The following is a 22,379-nucleotide window of genomic DNA, read 5'->3' on the forward strand; positions in this document are numbered from 1 at the left end:
TCAGGACTCCGACAAGGTGGCACAGCCGGCTGTGGTTGGGCGGTGCGTGGCAAGATGGTGGATGGCAAACCAGAGCTGACCGGCGGCGATGCCACCGTCATTGAGCGGCAGGGTTTCGCTGGTCAATACCTGCCGATCGGCTGCTTCGAGAGCGGGCACCAGCTGATCCATCAGCACCCGGTTTTGAAAGACGCCGCCCCCGAGTACCACCGGATAGCCGGGGAAGCGCTCGGCAAGGGCAACCACCAGATGACTGATGGCGCGGATAAAACCGGCGGCCAGGCTGGCGGTTGAGGTGCCTTGACGCCGCTCGCTGACAAGGGTGTTGAGCAGCTCGGCCCACTCGATCTGCAGTGGCCCTTCCGCTGATTGGCTGAGGTCAAAGGCGAGGGGGAAGGGCTGTTCATCGGGGGCCAGTTGCAAGGCAGCCGCCTCCAGCAGGAGCCCGGCTTCGCCCTCGTAATCCGGGGTGTTGATCACCCCCAGCAGCGCCGCCACCGCATCGAACAGCCGACCGATGGAGCTGGTGTAGGGGGCGTTGCGACCGAGATGCCAGAGCTGGTGCAGATTGCGGATCCGCTCAGCGGGCAGTTGCCTGATCGCCGGAATATCAAGGGCGCTGATCTCTTCAGGGCTGTGCGATTCAAACAGCAGCCCCAGCAGCTGACGTACCGGCTCGCGAATGGCCGCCTCGCCGCCGATCAGCTTGAAGGGGGCAAGGTGGGCAACCCGCTCAAATCCCTTAACGTCTGCGAGCAGCAGCTCGCCGCCCCAGAGGGTGCCGTCATCGCCAAGGCCGGTGCCATCGAAGGCAACACCCAGCACCGGGCCCATAATGTCGTGCTCGGCCATCACCCCCAACAGGTGGGCGTGATGGTGCTGCACCTCGAGATGGGTTGCACCCTGCTCCTGGCAATAGCTTTTGGCCCACTGGTGGCTGAGGTAGCCGGGGTGGCAGTCCGAGACCAGCAGCTCTGGCTTGAGATCGTAGAGATCGCGAAAGGTCGCCAGGGTCTGCTCGAAGTGCTCCTGCATCGGCAGGCTGTGCAGATCGCCGATATAGGGGCTGTAGATGCGCTGGCGGCCGAAGGCGAGCGCCAGCTGGTTCTTCTGTTGCGCCCCGACAGCCAAGAGCGGCACCTTGACCGCCTCTTGCAGGCTGGGGGTGCTGGGGGCATAGCCCCGGGCGAGGCGCAACGTCTGGCGCCGTCCCCCCGCCCACTGCACCAGACTGTCGTCGCAGGGGTGCAGTATGGGGCGGTTGTGATCCAGAATGCCGTCAATCTCGCGGCCGAGTTCCCTGATCACCGCCTCGCACTCGATAAGGATTGGGCTGCCGCGACCATTGGCGCTGGTGGCTACCAGCGGCATGGCGCAGGCATCCAGCAGCAGCTGATGGAGCGGGGTATAGGGGAGCATGACCCCGAGGTAGGGGATGCCGGGGGCGATCCCCTCGGCCAGCGGCGCGGTTGTCAGTTGGGATTTTGACGGTCGATCATCGTTTTTGCGCTTGCGCAGCAAGGTGATGGGTCTGGCCTGAGAGGCGAGCAGCTGCCACTCTGCCTCGCAGCCGGTGACATGCAGTTTGGCCTCGGCAAGGGAGCCCATCATCACCGCCAGCGGCTTGCGCTCGCGCCGCTTGAGTGTTCGCAATCTGGCGACACTCTGTTTATTGCGGGCATCACACATCAGGTGATAACCCCCCATGCCCTTGACCGCAATCAGCGCCCCCGCTTGCAGAGCGCTTGCTGCAGCTTGCAGCGCATCCTCGCGCTCGGCCAGCACATCGCCGCGGCCACTGCGCCAGCTGAGATGGGGCCCGCACTCGGGGCAGCTCACCGGCTGGGCGTGGTAGCGTCTGTCCAGCGGGTTTTCATAGGCCGCCGCGCAGCGCGGGCACATGGCAAAGCCCGCCATGGCGGTGTGGGGGCGGTCGTAGGGGAGGCGGCGGATGATGGTGTAGCGCGGGCCGCAGTGGGTGCAGTTGGTAAAGGGGTAGCGGTGGTGGCGATCCGCGGGGTTGGCCACATCCATGGCGCACGCCTTGCACATCCCCTGATCTGGCGAGATGGCGACCGTGGCCGCGCTCTGCTGCTGGCTGGCTTTAATTCGAAATTGGCCATGGAACTGGCCGTCGTAGTCGGGATCATGAGCAAGGGGCAGTTCCCGTTCGCTGAAATGATCGATGCGGCTCAGCGGCGGCGCCAATTCCCGCAGTTCGCGGGCAAAGGCGGCGAGCTGCTCGGGGGAACCTTCTGCGCCTATGGTGACGCCATTGGCATCGTTCAACACATAGCCGGCAAGGCCGTGGTGCAGTGCCAGTCCATAGACGAAGGGGCGAAAGCCGACCCCCTGTACGATGCCGTCGATATGAAATTCGCGGCGCAGCCGGCTGGCCACAGGATTGGGGGAGCTAGAGGGGGCGGTGGCAGCGCTCATGCCGGTTCCATCTCATCTTGAGTGGCTGGCAGACGCAGCACCCGGCGCTCGTTCTCCTCGCGCCGCACCCAGCCATCCATCTCCATGCGCAGGCAGAACGGAATGGCGTATTTGCGCGACAAACCGGTGATCTCCTTGAAGGATGCCATGTCGATCAGATCTCCCACCTGCTGGCCCGCCAGCACGGCGGCGACCATCTGGTTGTAAAGGGCGGCGTCGTAGTAGATGGGGCCATCGAGCTGCACCAGATACTTGAGTCGCGCCAGATTGCGCAGCTGCTTTTGCAGGGCGCCTTTTTGTTGCAAGCCCTGCTGCAGGGCTGCGGGCAGCTTGCGGGTGATAAAGGGATCCAGCTCAACGCCGCCGGGGCCCAGTTTACCGGGCTCGTAACCTTCCTTGCCTTGATCTCGCACCACCTTGAGCACCAGCTGCGCCTCTTCCCCCAAATCATCTTCCGACTCGCCGCTGCCCGGTTGCCACTTGTCATGGTGCAGGCGAACAAGCTGCTCGCTTTTGAGCTGCTGGAGTAGGGCTTGAGTGACCGGCAGGGCGATGCCAAAGCGGGTCGCCAGCTCTGCGGCGCTAAGCGGTTCGCTGGCCAGCGTGGCGAGCAGCTGGTCGCGGCTCTGGGCCAGCCAGTGGTTGTCCAGCAGCCAGTCAGCGAGGGGGGTGACCTGATCGGGCCGCTGGTCAAAGCGGCTGGCCAGCACATAGCCATTGAGCCCCAACTGCAGGGTGGCCGGGTTGTAGTACTCGAGCTCATCTGGCAGCTCGCTCAGCAGGGCGTGCAGCGCCTTGCGTCTGGCGGGGTGGATGTCACCGCACCAGACGATGCGGGCGCCGTGCAGCAGTTCGCTGCTGCCGTGGCGAATGATGGCGAGCGGCTGGCCGAAGAAGCAGGGGATGGGGCTGGCAAAGATCAGCCGTGCCAGCCGGGTGTCCTTGATGGGCACAAAACGGGCCCGGCCATGCCAGCTGCCGAGGGCCACTTCCACCTCCTGCGTGCGCAGTGCCTTGCCGCTCAGGCTCTCGGCGTTGAGTCGCACAATAAGGTGGGTCGCCGCCTCGCACTGACCGGCAGCGCTGGTGAGGCAGTGGCCGCGTGCCACCTCCTTGTGGGGCACTTTTTTCAATCCCACCGCCACCCGGCAGACGGCGCCGATCTCGTCGACGCTCTGGTGATAGGCCTGCAGGGAGCGCACCTGCACTTCCCGATCGGCGGGGTAGAGGCGCAGCTTGTCCCCCACCTTGAGGCGGCCCTGTTGCAGGGTGCCGGTGAGCACTGTGCCGGTGCCGTTGGCGGTAAAGACCCTGTCTACATACAGTCGCGGTGGCGCCTCTTCACGAGAGCGGCGCGGGGCGCCCTGTTCGCGGGTTATATGTGATTCAGGCAGATCGGCAAGCTGGCGCACGATGGCGGTGTGCAGGGCGGCCATATTCTCACCGGTCTTGGCGCTGACGCTGACGATGTCGGGCACCATGCCGCTCTCGTCCATCACCCGCTCCAGCAGGCTCTCTTCCAGCAGGGCCAGCTCGTCGGCGCTGACCAGATCGCACTTGTTGATGCAGACCAAGAGGCGTGGTACCCCCATCGCCTTGAGCAGGCGCAGGTGATCGCCGGTCATCGGCATCCACCCCTCGTCGGCGGCGATCACCAGCAGCACCAGATCCAGACTCCAGAGCCCCGCCACCATGTTGCGGATATAGCGCTCGTGGCCGGGCACGTCGATGACGCCTATGGTGTTGCCCTGACCGTCGTCAAAGTGGGCAAAGCCGAGATCCTGGGTCATGCCGATGGCCTGCTCGTGGGCGCGGGCGGTGGTGATGCCGGTGAGCGCCTTGATCAGCAAGGTCTTGCCGTGATCCACGTGGCCGGCAAGACCGATAACGGCGCGATAGTGGGTCATGGGATCAGGGCTCCTCGGTCGCATTTGTTGCATTGAACGGGCTGGGCAGCAGCAGCTCATTGAGTTGGGCTATCAGCAGTTCCATCTCCGCCGGCAGCAGGGTCGCCATATTGAGCAGCACCTTCTGCTGGCGCACGGTGGCGATGACCGGCACCGGCAATTCCCGCAGGGCGTCGAGCAGTTGCTGGGCCGGGCGCGGGTCGGTGCATTCAAGCGCAGGCGCCGGGTAGAATTCGTCCGGCAAGGTGCCGCCGCCCACCACCAGCTGGGCGGGGACCGGCACAAAGCAGCCGGGCAAGGTGGCCATCAGCTGATCGGCCCTGGCCTGCATGGCGGCCGGGTTGCTTAAGACTTGCTGGGCTATGCCCTCGCCGACGGGGGATTTGTTGAGCTTGTGGATGAGCAGGCGTTCGAGCAGGGAGTGAATGATGCGGCTCGAGCGGAAGGTGCGCATCATGGGGTGTTTTTCCAGCCGCTTGATAAGGTCGCTGCGGCCGCTGATGATGCCCGCTTGCGGGCCACCCAAGAGCTTGTCGCCGGAGTAGCAGACCAGATCCGCTCCCGCCTTGATGTACTGGCGCACCGAGGTTTCATCCGGTGCAAACTCTTCGGTGGTCAAGCCCGAGCCCTGATCCACCGCCAGCACCACGTGCTCGGGCAGGGCGCGGGCCAGCTCGCCGATGTCGGCAGATTCGGTAAAGCCGCGAATGGCGAAATTGGATCTGTGTACCATCAGCACCAGCGCGGTCTGATCCGTGATGGCATCGAGGTAATCTTTGGCGGTCGTGATATTGGTGGTGCCCACCTCCACCAGCTTGGCGCCGGAGAGGGCCAGAATGTCGGGAATGCGAAAGCCGCCGCCAATCTGGATCTGTTCGCCGCGCGAGACGATCACCTCGCGCCCCTTGGCTATCTCTTGCAGCAGCAGGAAGAGGGACGCGGCATTGTTGTTGACCACCAGCGAATCCTCGGCCTGGGTGAGGCAACGGAGCAGGGGGGCGATCAGCCCCTTGCGCCCGCCGCGCTTGCCGGTGGCGAGATCCAGCTCCAGATTGTTGTAGCCGGTGTTGAGGTCGCGCACCTCGTCCCACAGATCGGCACTTAACGGCGAGCGCCCCAGATTGGTGTGCACCAGGGTGCCGGTGGCGTTGATCACCCGGGTCTGACGCTGGCGCAACTGCTGTTGGCAGCGTTTGGCAATCAGCGCCTCAATGTGCTCGGGAGCAACGCCATGCTGGCGAAACGCCTCGCTCTGGCGCAGTTCACTCAGGGTGTCGCGCACCGCCTGGGTCACCAGCGGGCGGCTCAGTTCATCGATAAACCCAGCGAGAAAAGGTTGCTGCAGCAGCTGTTCCACTTGCGGCAAGCGACGCTGATTTGCTGGAGTCGCGGCATAAGAGGCGCTGGGGGCGAGGGAGGATACGTCAGACGGAGTTGGCATGGGATGACCCGGGCTGTGCGTGGGAGTGACATGCACGCCGCCTTGCCGGGGGAAGGCCGCTGCGACGCTGCTTATTTGCTGCTTTTTGCCATTCATGAATTAATAAAAAAGGCGAATGGATAAATTAATGTTCGAGCAGATAAATAAGGTGGTCGGAGCGCATTCAGATTATATTGGCAATGCGACAGGCGCCTTTTTAGAACAATATGTGAAACAGTCGCCAACCAGCGTGAAACATAATTGACGGTTTCTCTCCAATATATGAAATTTGGCGGAAGAGGCAGGAATCGAACCTGCCAAAGCCTTCTCGGCTCTCATCGGTTTTGAAGACCGAGGAGGCCACCAGACCCCATCAGCTTCCGCAATGGCCACCATTTTGTGGCAATTTTCTGTGACTGGCAACGCTTTTTTATGTTTAAAAATAGCGAGTTGGCCGATTTTCTGAAAAATGTCCGCGCGTTGATTTATATCAATTTCATGGCAATTAGCCCGATGTTTTTAATTTAACATCGGGCGTTTATATATGCCTTTAGAGGGAGCGCAGACTGCTGCCGTTAACAAGCCGGCAAATAATCGGTGGCCGCATTGGTGATATTCCACTGGGCCAGCCGGTTTATTAACAACTCGCTATCTTTGGCCTCTTCCAGATGATCGTAGAGATAATCCATGGCCCCACTTACCATCTCGGTCATCGGGAAGGAGAACGCCACGATGGCGGGTTGCACCCCGACAAAGATCACCTCGGGGACAAAGGTCTTGAGCTCGTCGATCAAAAAATTGAGCGGCATGTTGTGGGTCGAGAAGATAAACATCTCGGCGATGGTCTCGGGGGGGATAACCTGCAGGGTGCCCGCCTTCTCGCCGATCTCGGCGGCATCCACCAGCACCACCCGCGCCGGTTGCAGCTCCCGCACCTTGTAGACCACATTTTCCGGGGCGATGCCGCCGTCGATATGGATCCAGCCGGGCAGGGGGGCGGCCTGCAGTTTGTCGGCGAGATAGGGGCCGGCACCGTCGTCCCCCATCATGGCATTGCCCACGGTCAACACGAGATTGCAGCCCATCAGCGGCTCCTTACCATCAGGTACATATGGGGGTCGTTAAAGAGGGCGGTGAGCTGATCCATAAAGGTGTTGGTCCAGCCCAGCTCCTGCTCATCGAGCACGTTGTCGGCTTTGCGCAGCCGGTCGAAGGCGCAGGCCAGCATATGGCAGTGCTCGCGATAGATGGTGATCTCGCCAAAGGTGAGAAAACCCTCCATCTTGCGGCGTGCCTCGCTCCCCTCTGGCAGCTTGGCTACCCAGTCGCGATAACCGGTCAGCGAGCAGACCAGGTCTGCTCGCAGGCAATCGACGATGCCGAGGTGATGGCCGATGGCGAGGCTGTAGTACATCACCTCCTTTGCCTCTTCCGGCACGTCGAACTGCTCGTCGACGAACTTGCGCGAGAGGCGATAGAAGAAAACCTTGTCAGCCATGCACCGCCTCTCCCTTGCCGGCCGCCCGGTTGAGACAGGCGTTTGCGAGGTTGTTGACGATCTCCGCCAGGCGCGGATCGTCGTGCTGATCGAGGTAGCTCTGGATGCGCAGATCCACATCCTGCTGGGTCGCCCCTTCGAGCAGGGCCATGAACTCGTCGGCGATGATCCGCCCCTGCCGGTAACCGGCCATGCGGCGCGCTTCACGCTCGATCATCACCCGGATTTCATTGGGGATGCCGGTGTGGCGCAGCTCGACCCGCTCACCCGGTTGCACCTCGTGGCTGGTGGCTTTGAGTTTCTGCTCAAGCAGACCGAGCGCCACGGCAAAGCCGTAGATGGTAGCCGCCGGTGTCGGAGGGCAGCCCGGGATATAGACATCCACCGGTACGATCTTGTCGGTGCCGCCCCAGACGCAATAGAGATCGTGGAAGATGCCGCCGTCACAGCCGCAGGCGCCGTAGGCGATGCAGATCTTGGGATCGGGCGCCGCCTCGTAGGCGCGCAGGGCCGGTACCCGCATCGCCCGGGTCACCGCGCCGGTAAAGAGCAGGATGTCGGCGTGACGGGGAGAGGCGACCACCTTGATGCCGAAACGCTCGGCATCGAACAGCGGGGTGATGGTGGCGAAGATCTCGATCTCGCAGGCGTTGCAGCCGCCGCAATCGACCCGGTAGACATAGGCCGAGCGGCGAATGTCCTTGAGCAGAGTTTTTTTAAGTTTGGTGATCTCGGGATCTTGTGCCAGCGGCACGGCGCGGGTATGGGCATGGCCGACAACCGGTTCTATGCCTTTGATCTTGCTCATCACATCCACTCCTGTTGTGCGGCCATCGGTGTGGCTACCGGTGCGATCAGGGCCGAGTCAGGCTGGCTCAGCATGCTCTGTTTTCGTTTGCAGTCGGGGCAGTGGTGCAGTCGCTCCGGGGTGGCCAGCGGCGTGCCTGCCTGCTTGAGGGTGTCCTCCACCAGCGCCACCAGCTTGCTCGGGGCAAAATAGGTGCCGCACAGCGTGCAGGGGGCCAGCGCGAAGCGGGCCTCCTCATAGAGATCGGCCTTGTTGGTCACCGCCAGTTCGAACTCGGGTGAGAGCGCGATGGCGCGGGTCGGGCAGACCTCCTCGCAGCGGCCGCAGAAGATGCAGCGCGCCATGGAGATCTCCCAGCGCCGTTCGCCGGTCTCCATGTCCACTTCCATCACCAGCGCGTTGGCCGGGCAGGCCTTGGTGCAGGCGGCGCAGGCGATGCACTGATCCGCCTGATATTTCGGTTTGCCGCGAAAATCCCGGTTCACATCAATGGGTGCGAAGGGGTACTTGGCGGTCGGGGTGCCCGCCTTGAGGATGGTCTTGAACAGCTTGATCATGATGACCCCTTATTTCAGCGGAGAGTTTTTGCGATCGATGCCGTAGCGCTCGATCTCCTTGTAGGAGACCACGGTGGATTTGCCCTTCTTGGGGTCGACCAGGGTGACCCGGTCGGTGCAGGAGTAGCAGGGATCCAGACTGCCGATGATGAGCGGCGCATCCGCCACGGTATTGCCGCGCAGCATGTAGCGCAGAGCAGGCCAGTTGGCGTAGGTGGCGGCGCGGCAGCGCCAGCGGAACAGCTTCTGGTTGTCCCCGGTCATGCTCCAGTGGACGTTCTCGCCGCGGGGCGCTTCGGTAAAGCCCAGCGCAAACTTGCCCGGCTGGTAGGTGAAGCCTTCGGTCAAAAGCGGCCCTTCCGGCAGGTGCTCCAGGCCGAACTCAATCATGTCGAGGGAGTCGTAGAGCTCGTGGATCCGTACCAGCACCCGGGATTGCACGTCGCAACCCGCCTTGGTCTGGATCTCCATCGGCAGCTCGCGGTAACCGGCAAAGTCGTGGACCCGGCGCACGTCGCGCTTGAAGCCGCTCGCCCGCACCATGGGGCCGACGCAGCTGAAATCGCGGGCAATTTGCGGGTCGAGCTTGCCGATACCGATCAGGCGGGAGGAGATGTTGGCGGTATCCAGCAGCATAGCCACCAGCGGTTTCAACTCATCACGCAGCTCCCGTACCAGCTGGGCACCCTTGATGCGATCTTCCTTGAAGATGTCGCGGCGCACCCCGCCAATCAGGTTGAGGCCATAGGTCTTGCGGGCACCGGTGAGCAGCTCGGCCAGGGTCATGGATTTCTCCCGCACCCGGAAGAACTGCATGAAGCCGGTGTCGAAACCGGTGAAGTGGCTCGACAGGCCGATGTTGAGGATATGGCTGTGCAGGCGCTCCACCTCCAGCAGCACGGCGCGGATCATCTTGGCCCGCTCGGGTACCACAATACCCATGGCGTTCTCCACCGAGGTGGTGTAGGCGACGCTGTGGGTAAAGCCGCAGATGCCACAGACCCGGTCGGTCAGGAAGGCCACTTCGTTGTAGCCCATGCGGGTTTCCGCCAGCTTCTCCATGCCGCGATGGACATAGAAGAGGCGGTAGTCGGCATCGATGATGTCTTCGCCATCGACGAACAGACGAAAGTGGCCCGGCTCGTCCGAGGTGATGTGCAGCGGGCCGACCGGCACGATGCGGTTGGCATCACTGCCGAGCTCGTTGACGAAGGGGTAGGTCTCGGTGTCGGTGGTGGGCATCGGGCGCTGGCGATAATCCATGGCGTCCTTGCGCAGGGGATGGATATCCTCCGGCCAGTCATCCGGCAGCACCAGACGGCGTTCGTCCGGCAGGCCGATGGCGCGCAGGCCGTACATGTCGCGGATCTCCCGCTCGCCCCACACCGCCGCCGGAATGGTGGGGGTGATGGAGGGGTACTCCTGGGTATCGGCATCCACCAGCACCTTGACGGTGATCCAGCACTTGGTGTCGCCCTCCATGGAGAAGACGTGGTAGACGGCGAAGTGGCCGTTGAGGCTGCGCTCGTCATTGGCAAAGGAGAGCGGAAGCCAGCCCCCCAACTTATGGAAGATCAGGCTGGCCGTTTCGACCAGACTGGTGGGCTTGACGGTAATGGTGGCCTGATCGGCGGTTTGCCACTCCTCGTCGACGATGGCGTGGGGCAGTTGTGCTCGCACCTGCTGGATGTAGTCGCAGCCGATGCGATCCGAAATGGCGATGGTCATGCAGTTCTCACTTTAATGTTCGGGAATGAGCATTCGAAAATGATGAAATCGGAAAAAGTCGCTGTGCTGGCGGGCATGATTCAGATCCCGACCAGATAGGCGAGCAGCGCCAGCAGAGCCAGCCCCAACCCGTAGCGGGTGAGCTTGTGGGTGCGCACGAACTGGGTGCGGGCCATGGCGTTTTCGATGATGCCAGCCAGCAAAAAGGCCACCAGCAGCTTGCAGGCGAGGATCAGCGCCGCGCCGATGAGCGCGGGCAGACTCCAGTTAGCCGCCTTGCCGAAGGGGAGGAAAATCACCAGAAAGAGCTGCACCACCACCAGTTGCTTGAGGCCGATGGAGAGCTTGAGCAGGGCAAGACCCGCACCGGAATACTCGGTGATCGGCCCTTCCTGCAGCTCTTGCTCGGCTTCGGCGCAGTCAAAGGGCAGCTTGCCCATCTCGACAAACACCGCAAAGGCACAGGCGGCGCCAGCCAGAAGGGTAGCGACCGGCGCGGCCAGCGGCTGGGTCGCCACATAGTTGCTGATGTTGCCCAGATCCGAGCTGCCCACCATCATCGCCATGATGAAGCAGGCGAGCACCAGAATGGGCTCTACCAGAATGCCGAGGGTCAGTTCGCGGCGGGCACCGATCCCTGCAAACATGCTGCCGCTGTCGAGCCCCGCCAAAGAGAAGAAGAAGCGGAAGATGGCGAACAGATAGATGTCGGTGATGAGATCCCCGGCGATGGGGAAGGGGGACTCGTGAGTCAGGGTCGGCAGTGCCATCCCTACCAGCAAGAGGGCGGCAATGAGCAGCGCAGGCATCAGGTTGAAGAGGATGCCGGCAGGCTCGGGGGTCACCTCCTGGCGGCGCAGGAGCTTGGCGATATCCCGGTAATCCTGCAGCAGGCCCGGTCCCTGACGGGAGTGCATCTTGGCCCGCAGCACCCGGTTGAAACCGGTGGCGAGCGGCGCCAGCGCCAGCATGGCGATGGCCTGGGTCAGGGCGAGGGCAACCATGCCCCAGCTCGGCATTTCAAGAACAGGCATATCAGACTCCTACAGCCATCAGGATAAAGAGCACCAGCACAATGCCATTTATTAAAGAGAGCAGCGGCCAGCCGGTGTTGCCGTTGGTATCGCTCACCCCGTGCAGGGCGCTGGCCAGATCGAGCTGCGGCTGCTTGCGATAGAGCGGCGCGCAGAGTTGGCGCAAGGTGTGGGTGACACCGCCTGAGGTGAGGCTCATGCGCTCCTCGTAGGCGTAACCACAGGCCCACGGGGTGCCTGCGTGACGACGACCCAGCTTGGGCCCCTTGAAGATGGCCAGTACCAGCAGCGGAATGAGGAACAGCCCCAGCAGGGTGATGGCGATAACGGGCGGGGAGAGGATCGCCTGGCTGCTATCGAGTGGCAGCAGGGTGGCGCCGGTGGCGACACTCATCTGGCTGTTGACCAAGTCCTGGCCATAGCTGGCGATATGGGGGGCAATCCAGGGGGCGCCCAGACCCAGCACCAGACAGACTGCGGCCAGCAGCAGGGTGCCAGCCACCATGGCCCCCGGCACTTCGCGGGCGTGGCTCGCTTTCTCGCTGCGCGGGGCGCCGCAGAAGCAGATGCCGTACACCTTGACGAAACACATCACCGCCATGGCGCCGGTCACCGCCAGCATCACTACCGCGAGCGGCGCGACGACAGAGGTGCCGAGTTTGGTCATGGAAAGGAGCGACTGATAGATAAACCACTCGCTGACAAAGCCGTTGAGCGGCGGCAGCGCCGAGATAGCCATGGCACCGATCAGGAACGCCAGCGCGGTCCAGGGCATCAGCTTGGCCAGCCCCCCCATCTTGTCCATGTCACGGGTGTGCAGGCGGAACATCACAGAGCCGGTGCCCATAAAGAGCAGGCTCTTGAAGATGGCGTGGTTGAGCAGGTGATAGAGGGCACCGAGCAGCCCCAGCACCACCAGCGCCGGTTGCTGGTTGGCGATGCCGATCATGCCGATCCCCATCCCCATCAGGATGATGCCGATGTTCTCCACCGTGTGGTAGGCGAGCAGTCGCTTGAGGTCGTGCTCGGCCAGCGCAAACAGCACCCCGAGCACTGCCGAACAGGCACCGAAGATCAGCACCATATAGCCCCACCAGAGCTGGCTGGCGCCGAGGAAATCGATGCTGACCCGCAAGATGCCAAACAGACCCAGCTTCACCATCACGCCGGACATCAGCGCCGAGATATGGGAGGGTGCGACGGGCTCGGCCACCGGCAGCCAGCCGTGCAGAGGCACGAAACCGGCGCGCAGGCCAAAGCCGCAGAAGCTGAGCAGGAACACCAGAGAGGCCAGGGTGCCCGCCAGATGGTGCTCGCGCAGCGCGGCGAACTCCAGCGAGCCGCTTTCGCGGCAGAGCAGCCAGAAGGCGACCAATACCAGCGCCATGCCGATATGGTTCATCACCAAGTAGAGACGGCTCTGTTTGGCGGCATCCGGGTTGGTCTTGACCAGCCAGTAGGTGGTGAGGGTCACCAGCTCGTAGCAGAGCAAGAAACCGAGTGCGTTGTCGGCCAGTACCATGCCCACCATGGCAAAGAGGAAGAGGTTCATCAGCGCACCGATGGCCACATCCCCCTTGCCCTGATATTCGCGGATATAGGCAAAGGAGTAGAGGGCAACGGCGACGCCGACCGTGCTAATCACCAGCAGCATCAGCGCGGCCAGCATGTCGAGGTGCACCGAGCCCAGCAGCCAGAGCTGGCCGTCGACGGGGGTGCCTTGGGCAAAGATCTGGATGGCGGCGACCAGACCCGCGAGCGAGCCCAGCAGGGCAAAGCCGCTGTTGAGGCGGTTGGCCAGTGCGGGCAGTTTTTGCAGGAGCAAACCGGCGGCAGCGCCCAACAAAAAGAGCAGGAGCGTGGCCATTACAAGGGGGGACAACATCAGCACGCTCCCTCTGTGGTAGATAAATCGGATGCAGGGATCGCCGTGGCTGGCGCCGAGAAGGCTGAGGCCCCTTGCGGGTTGGTGTCGGCCGCTTGCTGGCGACGGATACGGGCGGCGCGTTCGGTGTCGCCGTCATTGACCAGCTTCAGTGCCTGGGAGGGGCAGGCACCGACACAGGCGGGGCCATCGGCGCGAAACTCGCACAGGTCGCACTTGACCGCGATGCTGCGCACGCCCGGCTCCCAGCTCAGCAGATCCTCGCCAAAGCAGCGCAGGCCGGCAGAGGTGGAGGGGTTGCTGGAGCGGATGGAGCTGGGAATATAGGTGTCGTAACTGGTGGCCATGGCCACCGGACGGCTGCCGCCGCTCTGGATGGCGCCAAACGGGCAGGCCACGGCGCAGAGGTTGCAGCCGATGCAGAGCGACTCATTGAGTTGCACGCAATCGCCGGTCTGGCGAATTGCCTCGACCGGGCACACCTTGCTGCAGGGGGCATCGTCACAGTGACGGCACTGAACCGGCATGGTCGCCTGCTCGTGTCGCATAACGGTTAAACGGGGGGCTTGTTGCAAACCTTGCGCCTTGTGTACTTCGCTGCAGGCCGCCATACAGGTGCCACAGCCGATACAAAGCTTGGGGTCAGCGATAACGAAGCGGTTCATAGCCTACCTTGTCGTGTCGCGAACGGAGAAAGTAGGGGCAGGTTGGCAAGATACGGGCCAGCTTGGTTTTGCTTGGCCGCCATGGTGTAAATGTTTGTTTTTAAAAGTCTTTAAAAATAACGCCGACGGGTGTCGAGGCCTTGCCCCACTGTCGAAGCGTGACGTTCGTCACTTGTGACGAAGGGGCCAAGAGGGTTCGTCACCCCCGCAAAACGGTATCGGCCTGGCTGAATGCGGGGTCGTGACAAGGGGCGAAAGGGCTACGGGTCTGCGGTAGGGCATCGGGGGGAGCAGGGTGCAAAGAACCAAGTGAATTGCACCGCTCTGCAAATACGTTCGCGGTGGTGTGCTCCCTGCTCCCCTCGCGGGAGAAGGGCTGGGGATGAGGGGGGAAGTCTGCCATATGGTGCACGGCGCTGCGCTTGTTGCACCCTACGGTGGGATGTCTGTGGGGGGCGCCGTGGTGTGCTCCCTTCTCCCCTCGTGGGAGAAGGGCTGGGGATGAGGGGGCGGCCATCGGGGTTAATGCCAAAAAAAAGAGGGAGGCCAATGCCTCCCTCTTTTTTTAGCGCAACTCACGCCATCAGATATCCACCTGCGATCCCAGCTCGATGACCCGGTTGGGCGGGATCTCGAACTGATCCGGCGCGCGTAGGGCGTTGCGCTGCAGCAGCATGAAGAGCTTGCCGCGCAGGTAGAGATACCAGGGGCGCTCCTTCATGATCAGCGACTCGTGGGCCATGAAGAAGGAGGTCTCCATCATCCGGCAGCTCAGCCCCTCGGCGTTGCAGCGGTGGAAGATCTCCTCCACGTTGGGGGTTTCGCGCCAGCCGTAGCTTGCCACCACCCGCCAGAAGGTGGGGGAGAGCTGCTCGATGCAGACCCGCCGTACGTTGTGAACGTAGGGCACCTCTTCCACCCGCAGGGTGAGCAGGATGATCCGCTCGTGCAGCACCTTGTTGTGCTTGAGGTTGTGCAGGAGCGCGTGGGGGATCACGTTGACCACCCGCGACATATAGACCGCCGTGCCGGCCACCCTGGTCGGCGGGGATTTTTCCAGCGAGGCGATCATCGGCTCCAGCGAGTTGCCGTGCTCGTTCAGGCGGCGAATAAGCTGAAAGCGCTCGCTCTTCCAGCTGGTCATCACGGTGAACATCACCGCCCCCAGGGTGAGCGGCAGCCAGCCGCCAGAGAAGATCTTGGCGAGGTTGGCGGCAAACAGCGGCACGTCGATGGCCAGCAGCGCGATAAACAGGGCGGCCACCAGGTACTTGTTCCAGTGCCAGCTGTGGCGGGCTACCGAGCAGGAGAGAATGGAGGTGAGCACCATGGTGCCGGTGACGGCGATGCCGTAGGCCGCCGCCAGATTGCTGGAGTGCTCGAAGCTCATGATGACGATCACCACCGAGATATAGAGCATCCAGTTGATGACCGGAATATAGATCTGGCCGGACTCCTGCTCGGAGGTGTGCACGATGCGGATGGGTGAGAGATAACCGAGCCGCACCGCCTGCCGGGTCAGCGAGAAGACCCCGGAGATAACGGCCTGCGAGGCGATCACCGTCGCCAGGGTCGCGAGCAGCAGCAGCGGCAGCAGCGCCCATTTCGGTGCGAGCAGGAAGAAGGGGTTGGTGATGGCCTCGGGATGGGCCAGCAGCAGTGCCCCCTGGCCGAAGTAGTTGAGCACTAGGGAGGGCAACACCACCATAAACCAGGCGCGCCGGATCGGGCTCTTGCCAAAATGGCCCATGTCGGCGTAGAGCGCCTCTACCCCGGTGATGGCCAGCACCACGGCGCCGAGAGCAAAGAAGGAGGCGGTCTGGTACTTGGCAAAGAAGCGCAGCGCCCAGACGGGGTTGAGCGCCCCCAGCACCTCGGGGTGCTGGAAGATGCTGTTCAGACCCAGCACCGCCAGGGTGATGAACCAGGTGAGCATGATGGGGGCGAACAGCTTGCCCACGGTGGCGGTGCCGTGTTTCTGGATGGCGAACAGCAGGGTCAGCACCAGCACCGAGAGCGGCACTATATAGGGGTCGAGGGAGGGGGCGGCGATGTTCAAGCCCTCGATGGCCGACATCACCGACATGGCCGGGGTGATCACCACCTCGCCATAGAAGAAGCTGCCGCCAATGAGCCCCAGGATGATCAGCAAGGGGGTCCACTTGGCCGGGGTGTTGCGGGTGGCCAGCGACATCAGGGTGAGGATGCCCCCTTCGCCGGCGTTGTCGGCCCGCATCACGAAGGAGAGGTACTTGACCGAGACCACCAGGATCAGCAGCCAGAAGATCAGTGAAAGAAAGCCCAGGATGGAGGCGGGCTCTACCCCGAAACCGAACTGGCCGGAGAGGCACTCGCGCAGGGTATAGAGCGGGCTGGTACCGATGTCGCCATAGACCACGCCGATCGCCGCCAGCGTAACGCCGGACAGGGCTTGTTTGTGATTACCGTTCATGAAGTTGTCTGTCAGTTTGATGGTGACGATTGGCCAGCACGGGCCGCCCCCGTCTATCGGGCGTGCGGCAGGTGCCGCAGGAACGCATTAATGGATTGCGATGGGAAAGGGAGCTAACTGGATATAAAGAGGCTCATCATGGGACACAGTCTGTTCATCTGCCGTTAAGGGTATAATGACACACCCGTCGTAGGTTTATGCTCAGGTATAAATAATCAAAAAGGGGTGGCTAACGAAATTATTAATTGGCCACTGATTGAAATACCCCGTCCAGCCCCTGGCAAGTGATTGTTTTAACTGGCTATCCATTTTTGCCAGCGTTTTGCATCAAGCTGGCTAAGAAATAAACGATAAAATGCTGACCAATAAAGAGTGGCTCTGGCAGTAAAAGAGAAGGAGGTAAGGCTGCAATAGAGTCTTTATTTATCAAGAGACAGCAAGTAGGGTGCAATGAACGAAGTGAATTGCGCCAAGTATTAAAAGAGGCATAAGAGGTGCAATGCGCTTCGCTTATTGCACCCTACGATCCTAGCTAAATATAAACTAAGGTAAAATAAGCTCCTTTTTTGAGTCAGAAGTTCTGGTTTTATTAACTATATCATCAGCACTCTCATAGCTATCTTCATTAAGAAGGTCAATTTGAAGTTGCAACTTCTCCTGCAAATAGCGATGTTTAACTTTGAAGTTATAAAAAACTTCACTCCACGTATAAACATATACCTTGTAGTCGCCAGAAAAGGCTAATCCAGGTTCGCCTTTATCTTTGAGGTTATTTATTTGACCTTGTATATAGTCAGTTGAGTCAAATTTATTACCGATCAAATAAAACTTCCAAGTACAATTCGAAGCGTTAAACATAGCTTCGCTTCTGATTACTTGATAATATTCATAAACCTGATCTAATTCTTTTTTCCCAAGTCTAACATTGATTGGGTGTTTTAATTCCAAAACAACATTTTCTACCTGACCATTGAAACCTTGCCTGATCAAGAAAAGATCCATTTCCTTGTTTTTTGACTCATGTTCAATATTATGTTTTTTGGCATCTCCTCTAAGTATGTAATTATAGCGACGTAAGGCTTCTTCAAACTTTGGCTCTGCAGCTGTTAAAAGCTGATACTGTTCTCCGATCAACCAATAATTTTTTTCCATCATTTTTTGTAAATGTGGAACTTCACCGGCATACATTTTTGGATCAAAAACCAGTCGTTCAAACTCTGATACTGATTTAAATCTATCGCTAATTAGTTCAATCGTATTAACAATAGAACTCATCTTTGTTGTTTTTAGCTGTCTTGCAAAGCATTCTCTCTGAGTTGAATCTAGTTCGATGACGCCATCTAAAATAGAAAATAAGTCGTCTAAATTTCCACTATCAATAATTAAAGACAGGAAGCCAACAAGTGTTTTCTTTTGCTGAAGATTTAAGGAAGTATATATTTTTGGTTCTACTACATAAAGTTGCATTACTGCTTCTTTAATGTCGTTCATTCTTAATACTTCCCACTTATTGTTTTTGTTGTATTTAGGGAATACACCATTGATTTCGTATTCTTCAATAAGTTTTTTTGCAAACTCAACAATAAATGGTGTTCTCTTATTTTTAAGGAGTGTATTGACTTCCTTTATCAACTTCCTAAATGTAGTCGCTCTTTCATTTGGGATTTCGAACATATCAGGGTGTTTTGTTTCATCATCACCTTTGTTACATGGAATAAAATGTTCAAAGTACGAACTAGAAATAAAAACACTGTGATAAAATGAATCCCCCTTATTATTGAATGACGTAGTATTAGAGTATTTAAATGCACAGTGAGTATCACTGCAATAGTAACGAGAAGAGTGGTTATTTAACTTTTGATTCCATCTTATAAATTCAATATTAAAGGTGTGACCATCTAAAGTAGTGGTTAACTCATCAGATTCTTTTATAAGTGAAGAATGATCGATAGGTTTATTATTGATTGTTATTTCATAACCGAAATGCTTGTTTATTTGTAAGAAAAATGAAAATTCTCTCTGCAGATAATTAGCTAGTTCACTAGTTATGTAATCCTCATCAATGCCGAAGATATTATAAAAGGAAACAGTAGTTCCGACAGTTTGGCATAAACTATCGCGGACAGCTGTTTTAGTATATCGATCAATATTTGCTTCATCGACAGATATTGAATACTCTTTTATAGAGCTTCCTTCTTGATATACGGTTTTCCATTCTGCTGATTCACAAAAATGATAAAAGGTTAGCCGCCCAAGGCCATTTTTTCCATGAATTAAGCTTTGTTGACTTTCTTTTTCTCTCTTTTCACTTGAGAGGATAGGTTTGAACTTAGTGTCTGCAAAGTGGAATGGAATTCCTTTACCATTATCGCTGATAGTTAAGGCGTTAACAAAACCAATGTCATTTAGACCATATATTATATTTATCGAGTTTGCACCGGCATCAAAGCCATTCCAAATATACTCAGCAATGGCCTTAAAAGGTTTGACACTTTTCAGTCTGTTTTTTATGCCTTTGCTATTTACTTCTACTTTATCCATCCGAGTCTCAGTGCTTTTTATTACGTGATTTTTATTAGCTGTTTCTCATCAAGAGCCAGCCCCTGTTCTTTTTGCTTCTAGCCAGTGATATCTGCATGGAGATGACCCCCAACGTAGCTGGTTGCCAAGTGGCTCATATTAACCGGACAGATGAAAAACTGAAGGGGCGGGGGCCTAAAACCGGCTCTGGCTCAATAAATCAGTCAATAAGTGGCCTATTTTGGCCCTTGGTATGGCTTTTCTTCCCGGATGTTGCCCCTTCGCGGGCTTGGTTTATGGCGGTTTAACCTGGCTCCAAACCCCTCCGAACGGCTCCATCACGCGGTTGGGGCAGGGGCTTGTCAGCCAGTGTCGACCTCGTCACTTTTGTCATGTCGATCAGAAGGCCGGCCCCTTCGTTACCCTCGTCAGTTACGGCTAATATCGCCTTTACTGTCAATATTATTTCTTTATTTTCATATGCTTGTGATTTTATGACGGGCCATCTGCCGGTGTTGGTCTGATAAATGCTTTGTGGGGGCAGACCGTGTTGTCGCCTGCCAGGTGGGTGAGGGCGGTCGGGTGTAACGAACCATTTAGGATCCCTCTCTATGAACAGCTTCGTGATTGCAGATCCCAGTCTCTGTATTGGGTGTCGTACCTGTGAGGTGGCCTGCGCCGTTTCACACCAGTCAGGGTCCTGCAGCGGGACCCTTGAGCGGGAGGGCGGCCTGCATCTTGCCATCGAGGATGGACATCTGGTCTCCAAGGACAGCCATTTTCAGCCGCGCCTGAAGGTGATCGTGGGCAGCAAGGTGACTACGCCGGTGCTCTGCCGCCAGTGTGAAGACAAGCCCTGCGCCATGGCCTGCCCCAACAACGCCATCGTCACCGAGGATGGCTGCGTCAAGGTGCTGCAGGCACGCTGCATCGGTTGCAAGTCCTGCGTGGTGGCCTGTCCTTACGGCGCCATGGCGGTGGTGGTGAAAGAGGTGGCCCCCACGGCCGATTCGCTCTTCAAACGGCCGCAGACCAAGGCGCAGGCGCTCAAGTGCGATCTCTGCCAGCACCGCGAGGCGGGCCCGGCCTGTGTCGAGGTGTGTCCGACCCAGGCGCTGCGGCTGGTCACGCCGGCGCATCTTGACACCCTGAACCGGCAGAAGCAGCTGGCCAGTGCCGAGGCCCTGCTGGCGATGCCGGCGCGGGTGTGAGCGGGCTTGCCGAGCCGTTTTTCGTTAACAAACAAGAGTGTGAGTCATGAAAAAAGTCATTACCGTGTGCCCTTATTGCGGCACCGGTTGCAAAATCAACCTGCTGGTTGAAAACGACAAGGTGGTGGGGGCCGAAGGCGCCAACGGCCGGACCAACGAGGGGCAACTCTGCCTCAAGGGCTATTACGGTTGGGATTTCTTGAACGACACCAACCTGCTGACCCCCCGTCTCAAGAGCCCGATGATCCGCCGCGAGCGCGGTGGCAAGCTCGAAGCCGTCTCCTGGGACGAAGCGATCGAGTTCGCCAGCAGTCGCCTCTCTGCCATCAAGGCGAAATATGGCCCGGACGCCATCATGACCACCGGCTCTGCCCGTGGCCCGGGCAATGAAGCCAACTATGTGATGCAGAAATTTGCCCGTGCGGTGCTTGGGACGAACAACGTCGATCACTGCGCGAGGGTGTGACACGCACCCTCAGTCTCCGGTCTGGAGACAACTGTAGGCAACGGCGCCATGAGCAACGCCATTCCCGAAATTCAAGAGACCAAGTGCCTGCTGGTGTTTGGTTACAACGCTGCTGACTCTCACCCCATCGTCGCCCGCCATATCCTCAAGGCGAAGGCAAACGGGGCCAAGGTGATTGTGTGTGATCCCCGTATGGTGGAGACCGCCCGCATCGCCGATCAGTGGCTGCCGCTCAAAAACGGTTCCAATATGGCGCTGGTCAACGCCTTCGCCAACGTCTTGATCAATGAAGGGCTCTACAACAAGGCGTTTGTCGCCAACTACACCGAAGGGTTCGACACCTTCAAGGCCACAGTGGCCAAGTACACCCCGGAATATGTGGAGGGGATCACCGGCCTCAAGGCCGCCGATATCCGCGCCGCCATTCGCACCTATGCCGCATCGCCTGCGTCCATGATCCTGTGGGGCATGGGGGTGACCCAGTACGGTCAGGCGGTGGACGTGGTCAAAGGGCTGGCGGGTATTGCACTGCTGACCGGCAACTTCGGTCGTCGTGGCACCGGCTGCGGGCCGGTACGCGGGCAGAACAACGTGCAGGGCACCTGCGACATGGGGATGCTGCCGCACCAGTTCCCGGGTTATCAGTCGGTGAGCGATCCCGCCATCAGCGCCAAGTTCGCCAAGGCGTGGGGGGTGGATGGGCTCTCCCAGAAACCGGGTTACCGGCTGACCGAGCTTGGCCACAAGGTGGAGGAGGGCAAGTGCAAGGCCTTCTACATCTTTGGGGAAGATCCGGCCCAGACCGAGGCCGATCTCGGTCAGTTCCGCCGCACCCTGGCGGGGATGGAGCTGGTGATCGTGCAGGATATCTTCATGACCCAGACGGCCGAGATGGCTGACGTCATTCTGCCCGCCACCAGTTGGGGCGAGCACGAGGGGGTCTACAGCTCGGCGGATCGCGGCTTCCAGCGCTTCTACAAGGCGGTGACGCCGCCGGACAACGTGAAGCCGGACTGGGCCATCTTCTCGCTGATGGCGACCGCCATGGGGTATCCCATGGAGTATTGCGACACCGAGCAGATTTGGGACGAGCTGCGCGGACTCTGCCCGCTCTACGCCGGGGTCAGCTATGACAAGATGGCCGATCTCAAGAGCGTGCAGTGGCCCTGTCCGACCGAGGATCACCCGGGCACCAGCACCCTGTTCGAGGGGAACGTGTTCACCACCCCGAGCGGCAAGGGCCAGCTGATTGCCTCCGAGTGGCGGCCGCCGCTGGAGCAGCCCTGTGCCGAGTACCCGCTGGTGCTCTCCACCGTGCGCGAGGTGGGTCACTACTCCTGCCGCTCCATGACCGGCAACTGCTCGGCCCTGCAGACCCTGGCCGATGAGCCGGGCTATGTGCAGATCCACCCGAGCGATGCCAAAAAGCTCGGGGTGAGGGATCAGGCACTGGTCTGGATCTCGTCGCGCCGTGGCAAGGTGATCACCCGGGCCAACTACAACGAGCGGGTCAACGCCGGGGTGGTCTACATGACCTACCAGTGGTGGATCGGGGCCTGCAACGAGCTCACCATCGAGCACGTTGACCCCGTCTCCTACACGCCGGAGTACAAGTACTGCGCAGTGAAAATTGAGCGTATCGAGGATCAGCCTGAGGCGGAAGTGTACGTCCAGACTGAATACAGCGCGCTCAAGGCGAAATTGCGCAGCGCCGCCAAAGGGTAATCGTCGTTAATAAAGTGGATCCAGGCTCTGTATACAGGGCCCGGATCCGCTCATCCTTTTTTCA

15 protein-coding genes and 1 tRNA gene are annotated in these 22,379 nt (G+C 59.4%); 2 read left to right on the forward strand and 14 right to left on the reverse strand.

Translation table 11 applies throughout. From position 1 onward, the window contains the following. From hypF to OKC44_RS07650, 14 genes are all read right to left on the reverse strand, one after another. Nucleotides 1-2,439 carry a carbamoyltransferase HypF gene (hypF, locus tag OKC44_RS07585; protein ID WP_270811994.1) on the reverse strand — a complete coding sequence of 813 codons (2,439 nt, stop codon included), beginning with the start codon at nt 2,437-2,439 and terminating at the stop codon, nt 1-3. Continuing rightward, on the reverse strand, nt 2,436-4,346 hold the full coding sequence (gene selB / locus OKC44_RS07590; protein ID WP_270811996.1) for a selenocysteine-specific translation elongation factor: 1,911 nt from the start codon (nt 4,344-4,346) through the stop codon (nt 2,436-2,438). The genes hypF and selB overlap by 4 nt, the downstream gene beginning before the upstream one ends. A 4-nt stretch (nt 4,347-4,350) precedes the next feature. Continuing rightward, nucleotides 4,351-5,787, reverse strand: a complete 1,437-nt coding sequence (selA, locus tag OKC44_RS07595; RefSeq protein ID WP_270811998.1) for an L-seryl-tRNA(Sec) selenium transferase — start codon at nt 5,785-5,787, stop codon at nt 4,351-4,353. A gap of 269 nt (nt 5,788-6,056) precedes the next feature. Next, nucleotides 6,057-6,148, reverse strand: a tRNA-Sec gene (locus OKC44_RS07600). Between the two features lie 193 nt (nt 6,149-6,341). Next, on the reverse strand, nt 6,342-6,851 hold the full coding sequence (gene hycI / locus OKC44_RS07605; RefSeq protein WP_049047273.1) for a hydrogenase maturation peptidase HycI: 510 nt from the start codon (nt 6,849-6,851) through the stop codon (nt 6,342-6,344). After that, nucleotides 6,851-7,264 (reverse strand): formate hydrogenlyase maturation HycH family protein, encoded by a 414-nt coding sequence (locus tag OKC44_RS07610; RefSeq protein WP_270812000.1) that lies wholly within the window; start codon nt 7,262-7,264, stop codon nt 6,851-6,853. The genes hycI and OKC44_RS07610 overlap by 1 nt, the downstream gene beginning before the upstream one ends. Next, nucleotides 7,257-8,072, reverse strand: a complete 816-nt coding sequence (locus tag OKC44_RS07615) for an NADH-quinone oxidoreductase subunit B family protein (RefSeq protein ID WP_005301886.1) — start codon at nt 8,070-8,072, stop codon at nt 7,257-7,259. Before OKC44_RS07615 ends, OKC44_RS07610 begins: the two co-directional genes overlap by 8 nt. Next, entirely contained in the window at nt 8,072-8,629 is a 558-nt protein-coding gene (locus OKC44_RS07620; RefSeq protein ID WP_043168357.1) for a formate hydrogenlyase complex iron-sulfur subunit, read from the reverse strand. Before OKC44_RS07620 ends, OKC44_RS07615 begins: the two co-directional genes overlap by 1 nt. A gap of 9 nt (nt 8,630-8,638) precedes the next feature. Next, a complete protein-coding gene (locus OKC44_RS07625) occupies nt 8,639-10,357 on the reverse strand; it encodes a hydrogenase large subunit (RefSeq protein WP_270812004.1) in 1,719 nt (572 codons plus the stop codon). A gap of 80 nt (nt 10,358-10,437) precedes the next feature. Further along, the gene (locus OKC44_RS07630) at nt 10,438-11,391 is read right to left on the reverse strand and encodes a respiratory chain complex I subunit 1 family protein (protein WP_270812007.1); all 954 of its coding nucleotides are present in this window, start codon (nt 11,389-11,391) and stop codon (nt 10,438-10,440) included. Between the two features lies 1 nt (nt 11,392). Continuing rightward, nucleotides 11,393-13,276 carry a hydrogenase 4 subunit B gene (hyfB, locus tag OKC44_RS07635; RefSeq protein WP_270812009.1) on the reverse strand — a complete coding sequence of 628 codons (1,884 nt, stop codon included), beginning with the start codon at nt 13,274-13,276 and terminating at the stop codon, nt 11,393-11,395. After that, nucleotides 13,276-13,941: a 4Fe-4S dicluster domain-containing protein gene (locus tag OKC44_RS07640; protein ID WP_270812011.1), complete on the reverse strand. Its 666-nt coding sequence runs from the start codon at nt 13,939-13,941 to the stop codon at nt 13,276-13,278. Before OKC44_RS07640 ends, hyfB begins: the two co-directional genes overlap by 1 nt. Before the next feature lie 583 nt (nt 13,942-14,524). Next, on the reverse strand, nt 14,525-16,393 hold the full coding sequence (gene kup / locus OKC44_RS07645) for a low affinity potassium transporter Kup (RefSeq protein WP_010633733.1): 1,869 nt from the start codon (nt 16,391-16,393) through the stop codon (nt 14,525-14,527). 543 nt (nt 16,394-16,936) lie between these two features. Beyond that, complete coding sequence (locus tag OKC44_RS07650) at nt 16,937-18,934, reverse strand: ATP-binding protein (RefSeq protein WP_270812015.1); 1,998 nt, start codon at nt 18,932-18,934, stop codon at nt 16,937-16,939. Nucleotides 18,935-19,524: 590 nt separating this feature from the next. On the opposite strand from OKC44_RS07650, the gene OKC44_RS07655 reads away from it, so the two are divergent. Together OKC44_RS07655 and fdhF are read left to right on the forward strand one after the other, a co-directional pair. Beyond that, nucleotides 19,525-20,124 (forward strand): 4Fe-4S binding protein, encoded by a 600-nt coding sequence (locus OKC44_RS07655; RefSeq protein WP_005301859.1) that lies wholly within the window; start codon nt 19,525-19,527, stop codon nt 20,122-20,124. A 46-nt stretch (nt 20,125-20,170) separates the two neighbouring features. Next, nucleotides 20,171-22,315 carry a formate dehydrogenase subunit alpha gene (gene fdhF / locus OKC44_RS07660; protein WP_270812018.1) on the forward strand — a complete coding sequence of 715 codons (2,145 nt, stop codon included), beginning with the start codon at nt 20,171-20,173 and terminating at the stop codon, nt 22,313-22,315. Nucleotides 22,316-22,379: the final 64 nt, after the last annotated feature.

The sequence above is a fragment of the Aeromonas sp. S41-2 genome (assembly GCF_027705845.1).
GTDB classification, from domain to species: domain Bacteria; phylum Pseudomonadota; class Gammaproteobacteria; order Enterobacterales; family Aeromonadaceae; genus Aeromonas; species Aeromonas hydrophila.

Excerpts from the sequence above, each read along its gene's own strand:
- OKC44_RS07630 (WP_270812007.1), bottom strand. The coding sequence starts at position 11,391 with ATGCCTGTTCTTGAAATGCCGAGCTGGGGCATGGTTGCCCTCGCCCTG.
- OKC44_RS07650 (WP_270812015.1), bottom strand. The coding sequence starts at position 18,934 with ATGGATAAAGTAGAAGTAAATAGCAAAGGCATAAAAAACAGACTGAAA.
- OKC44_RS07610 (WP_270812000.1), bottom strand. The coding sequence starts at position 7,264 with ATGGCTGACAAGGTTTTCTTCTATCGCCTCTCGCGCAAGTTCGTCGAC.
- OKC44_RS07655 (WP_005301859.1), top strand. The coding sequence starts at position 19,525 with ATGAACAGCTTCGTGATTGCAGATCCCAGTCTCTGTATTGGGTGTCGT.
- selB (WP_270811996.1), bottom strand. The coding sequence starts at position 4,346 with ATGACCCACTATCGCGCCGTTATCGGTCTTGCCGGCCACGTGGATCAC.
- selA (WP_270811998.1), bottom strand. The coding sequence starts at position 5,787 with ATGCCAACTCCGTCTGACGTATCCTCCCTCGCCCCCAGCGCCTCTTAT.
- OKC44_RS07625 (WP_270812004.1), bottom strand. The coding sequence starts at position 10,357 with ATGACCATCGCCATTTCGGATCGCATCGGCTGCGACTACATCCAGCAG.
- hypF (WP_270811994.1), bottom strand. The coding sequence starts at position 2,439 with ATGAGCGCTGCCACCGCCCCCTCTAGCTCCCCCAATCCTGTGGCCAGC.
- hyfB (WP_270812009.1), bottom strand. The coding sequence starts at position 13,276 with ATGTTGTCCCCCCTTGTAATGGCCACGCTCCTGCTCTTTTTGTTGGGC.
- OKC44_RS07620 (WP_043168357.1), bottom strand. The coding sequence starts at position 8,629 with ATGATCAAGCTGTTCAAGACCATCCTCAAGGCGGGCACCCCGACCGCC.
- OKC44_RS07640 (WP_270812011.1), bottom strand. The coding sequence starts at position 13,941 with ATGAACCGCTTCGTTATCGCTGACCCCAAGCTTTGTATCGGCTGTGGC.
- OKC44_RS07615 (WP_005301886.1), bottom strand. The coding sequence starts at position 8,072 with ATGAGCAAGATCAAAGGCATAGAACCGGTTGTCGGCCATGCCCATACC.
- kup (WP_010633733.1), bottom strand. The coding sequence starts at position 16,393 with ATGAACGGTAATCACAAACAAGCCCTGTCCGGCGTTACGCTGGCGGCG.
- hycI (WP_049047273.1), bottom strand. The coding sequence starts at position 6,851 with ATGGGCTGCAATCTCGTGTTGACCGTGGGCAATGCCATGATGGGGGAC.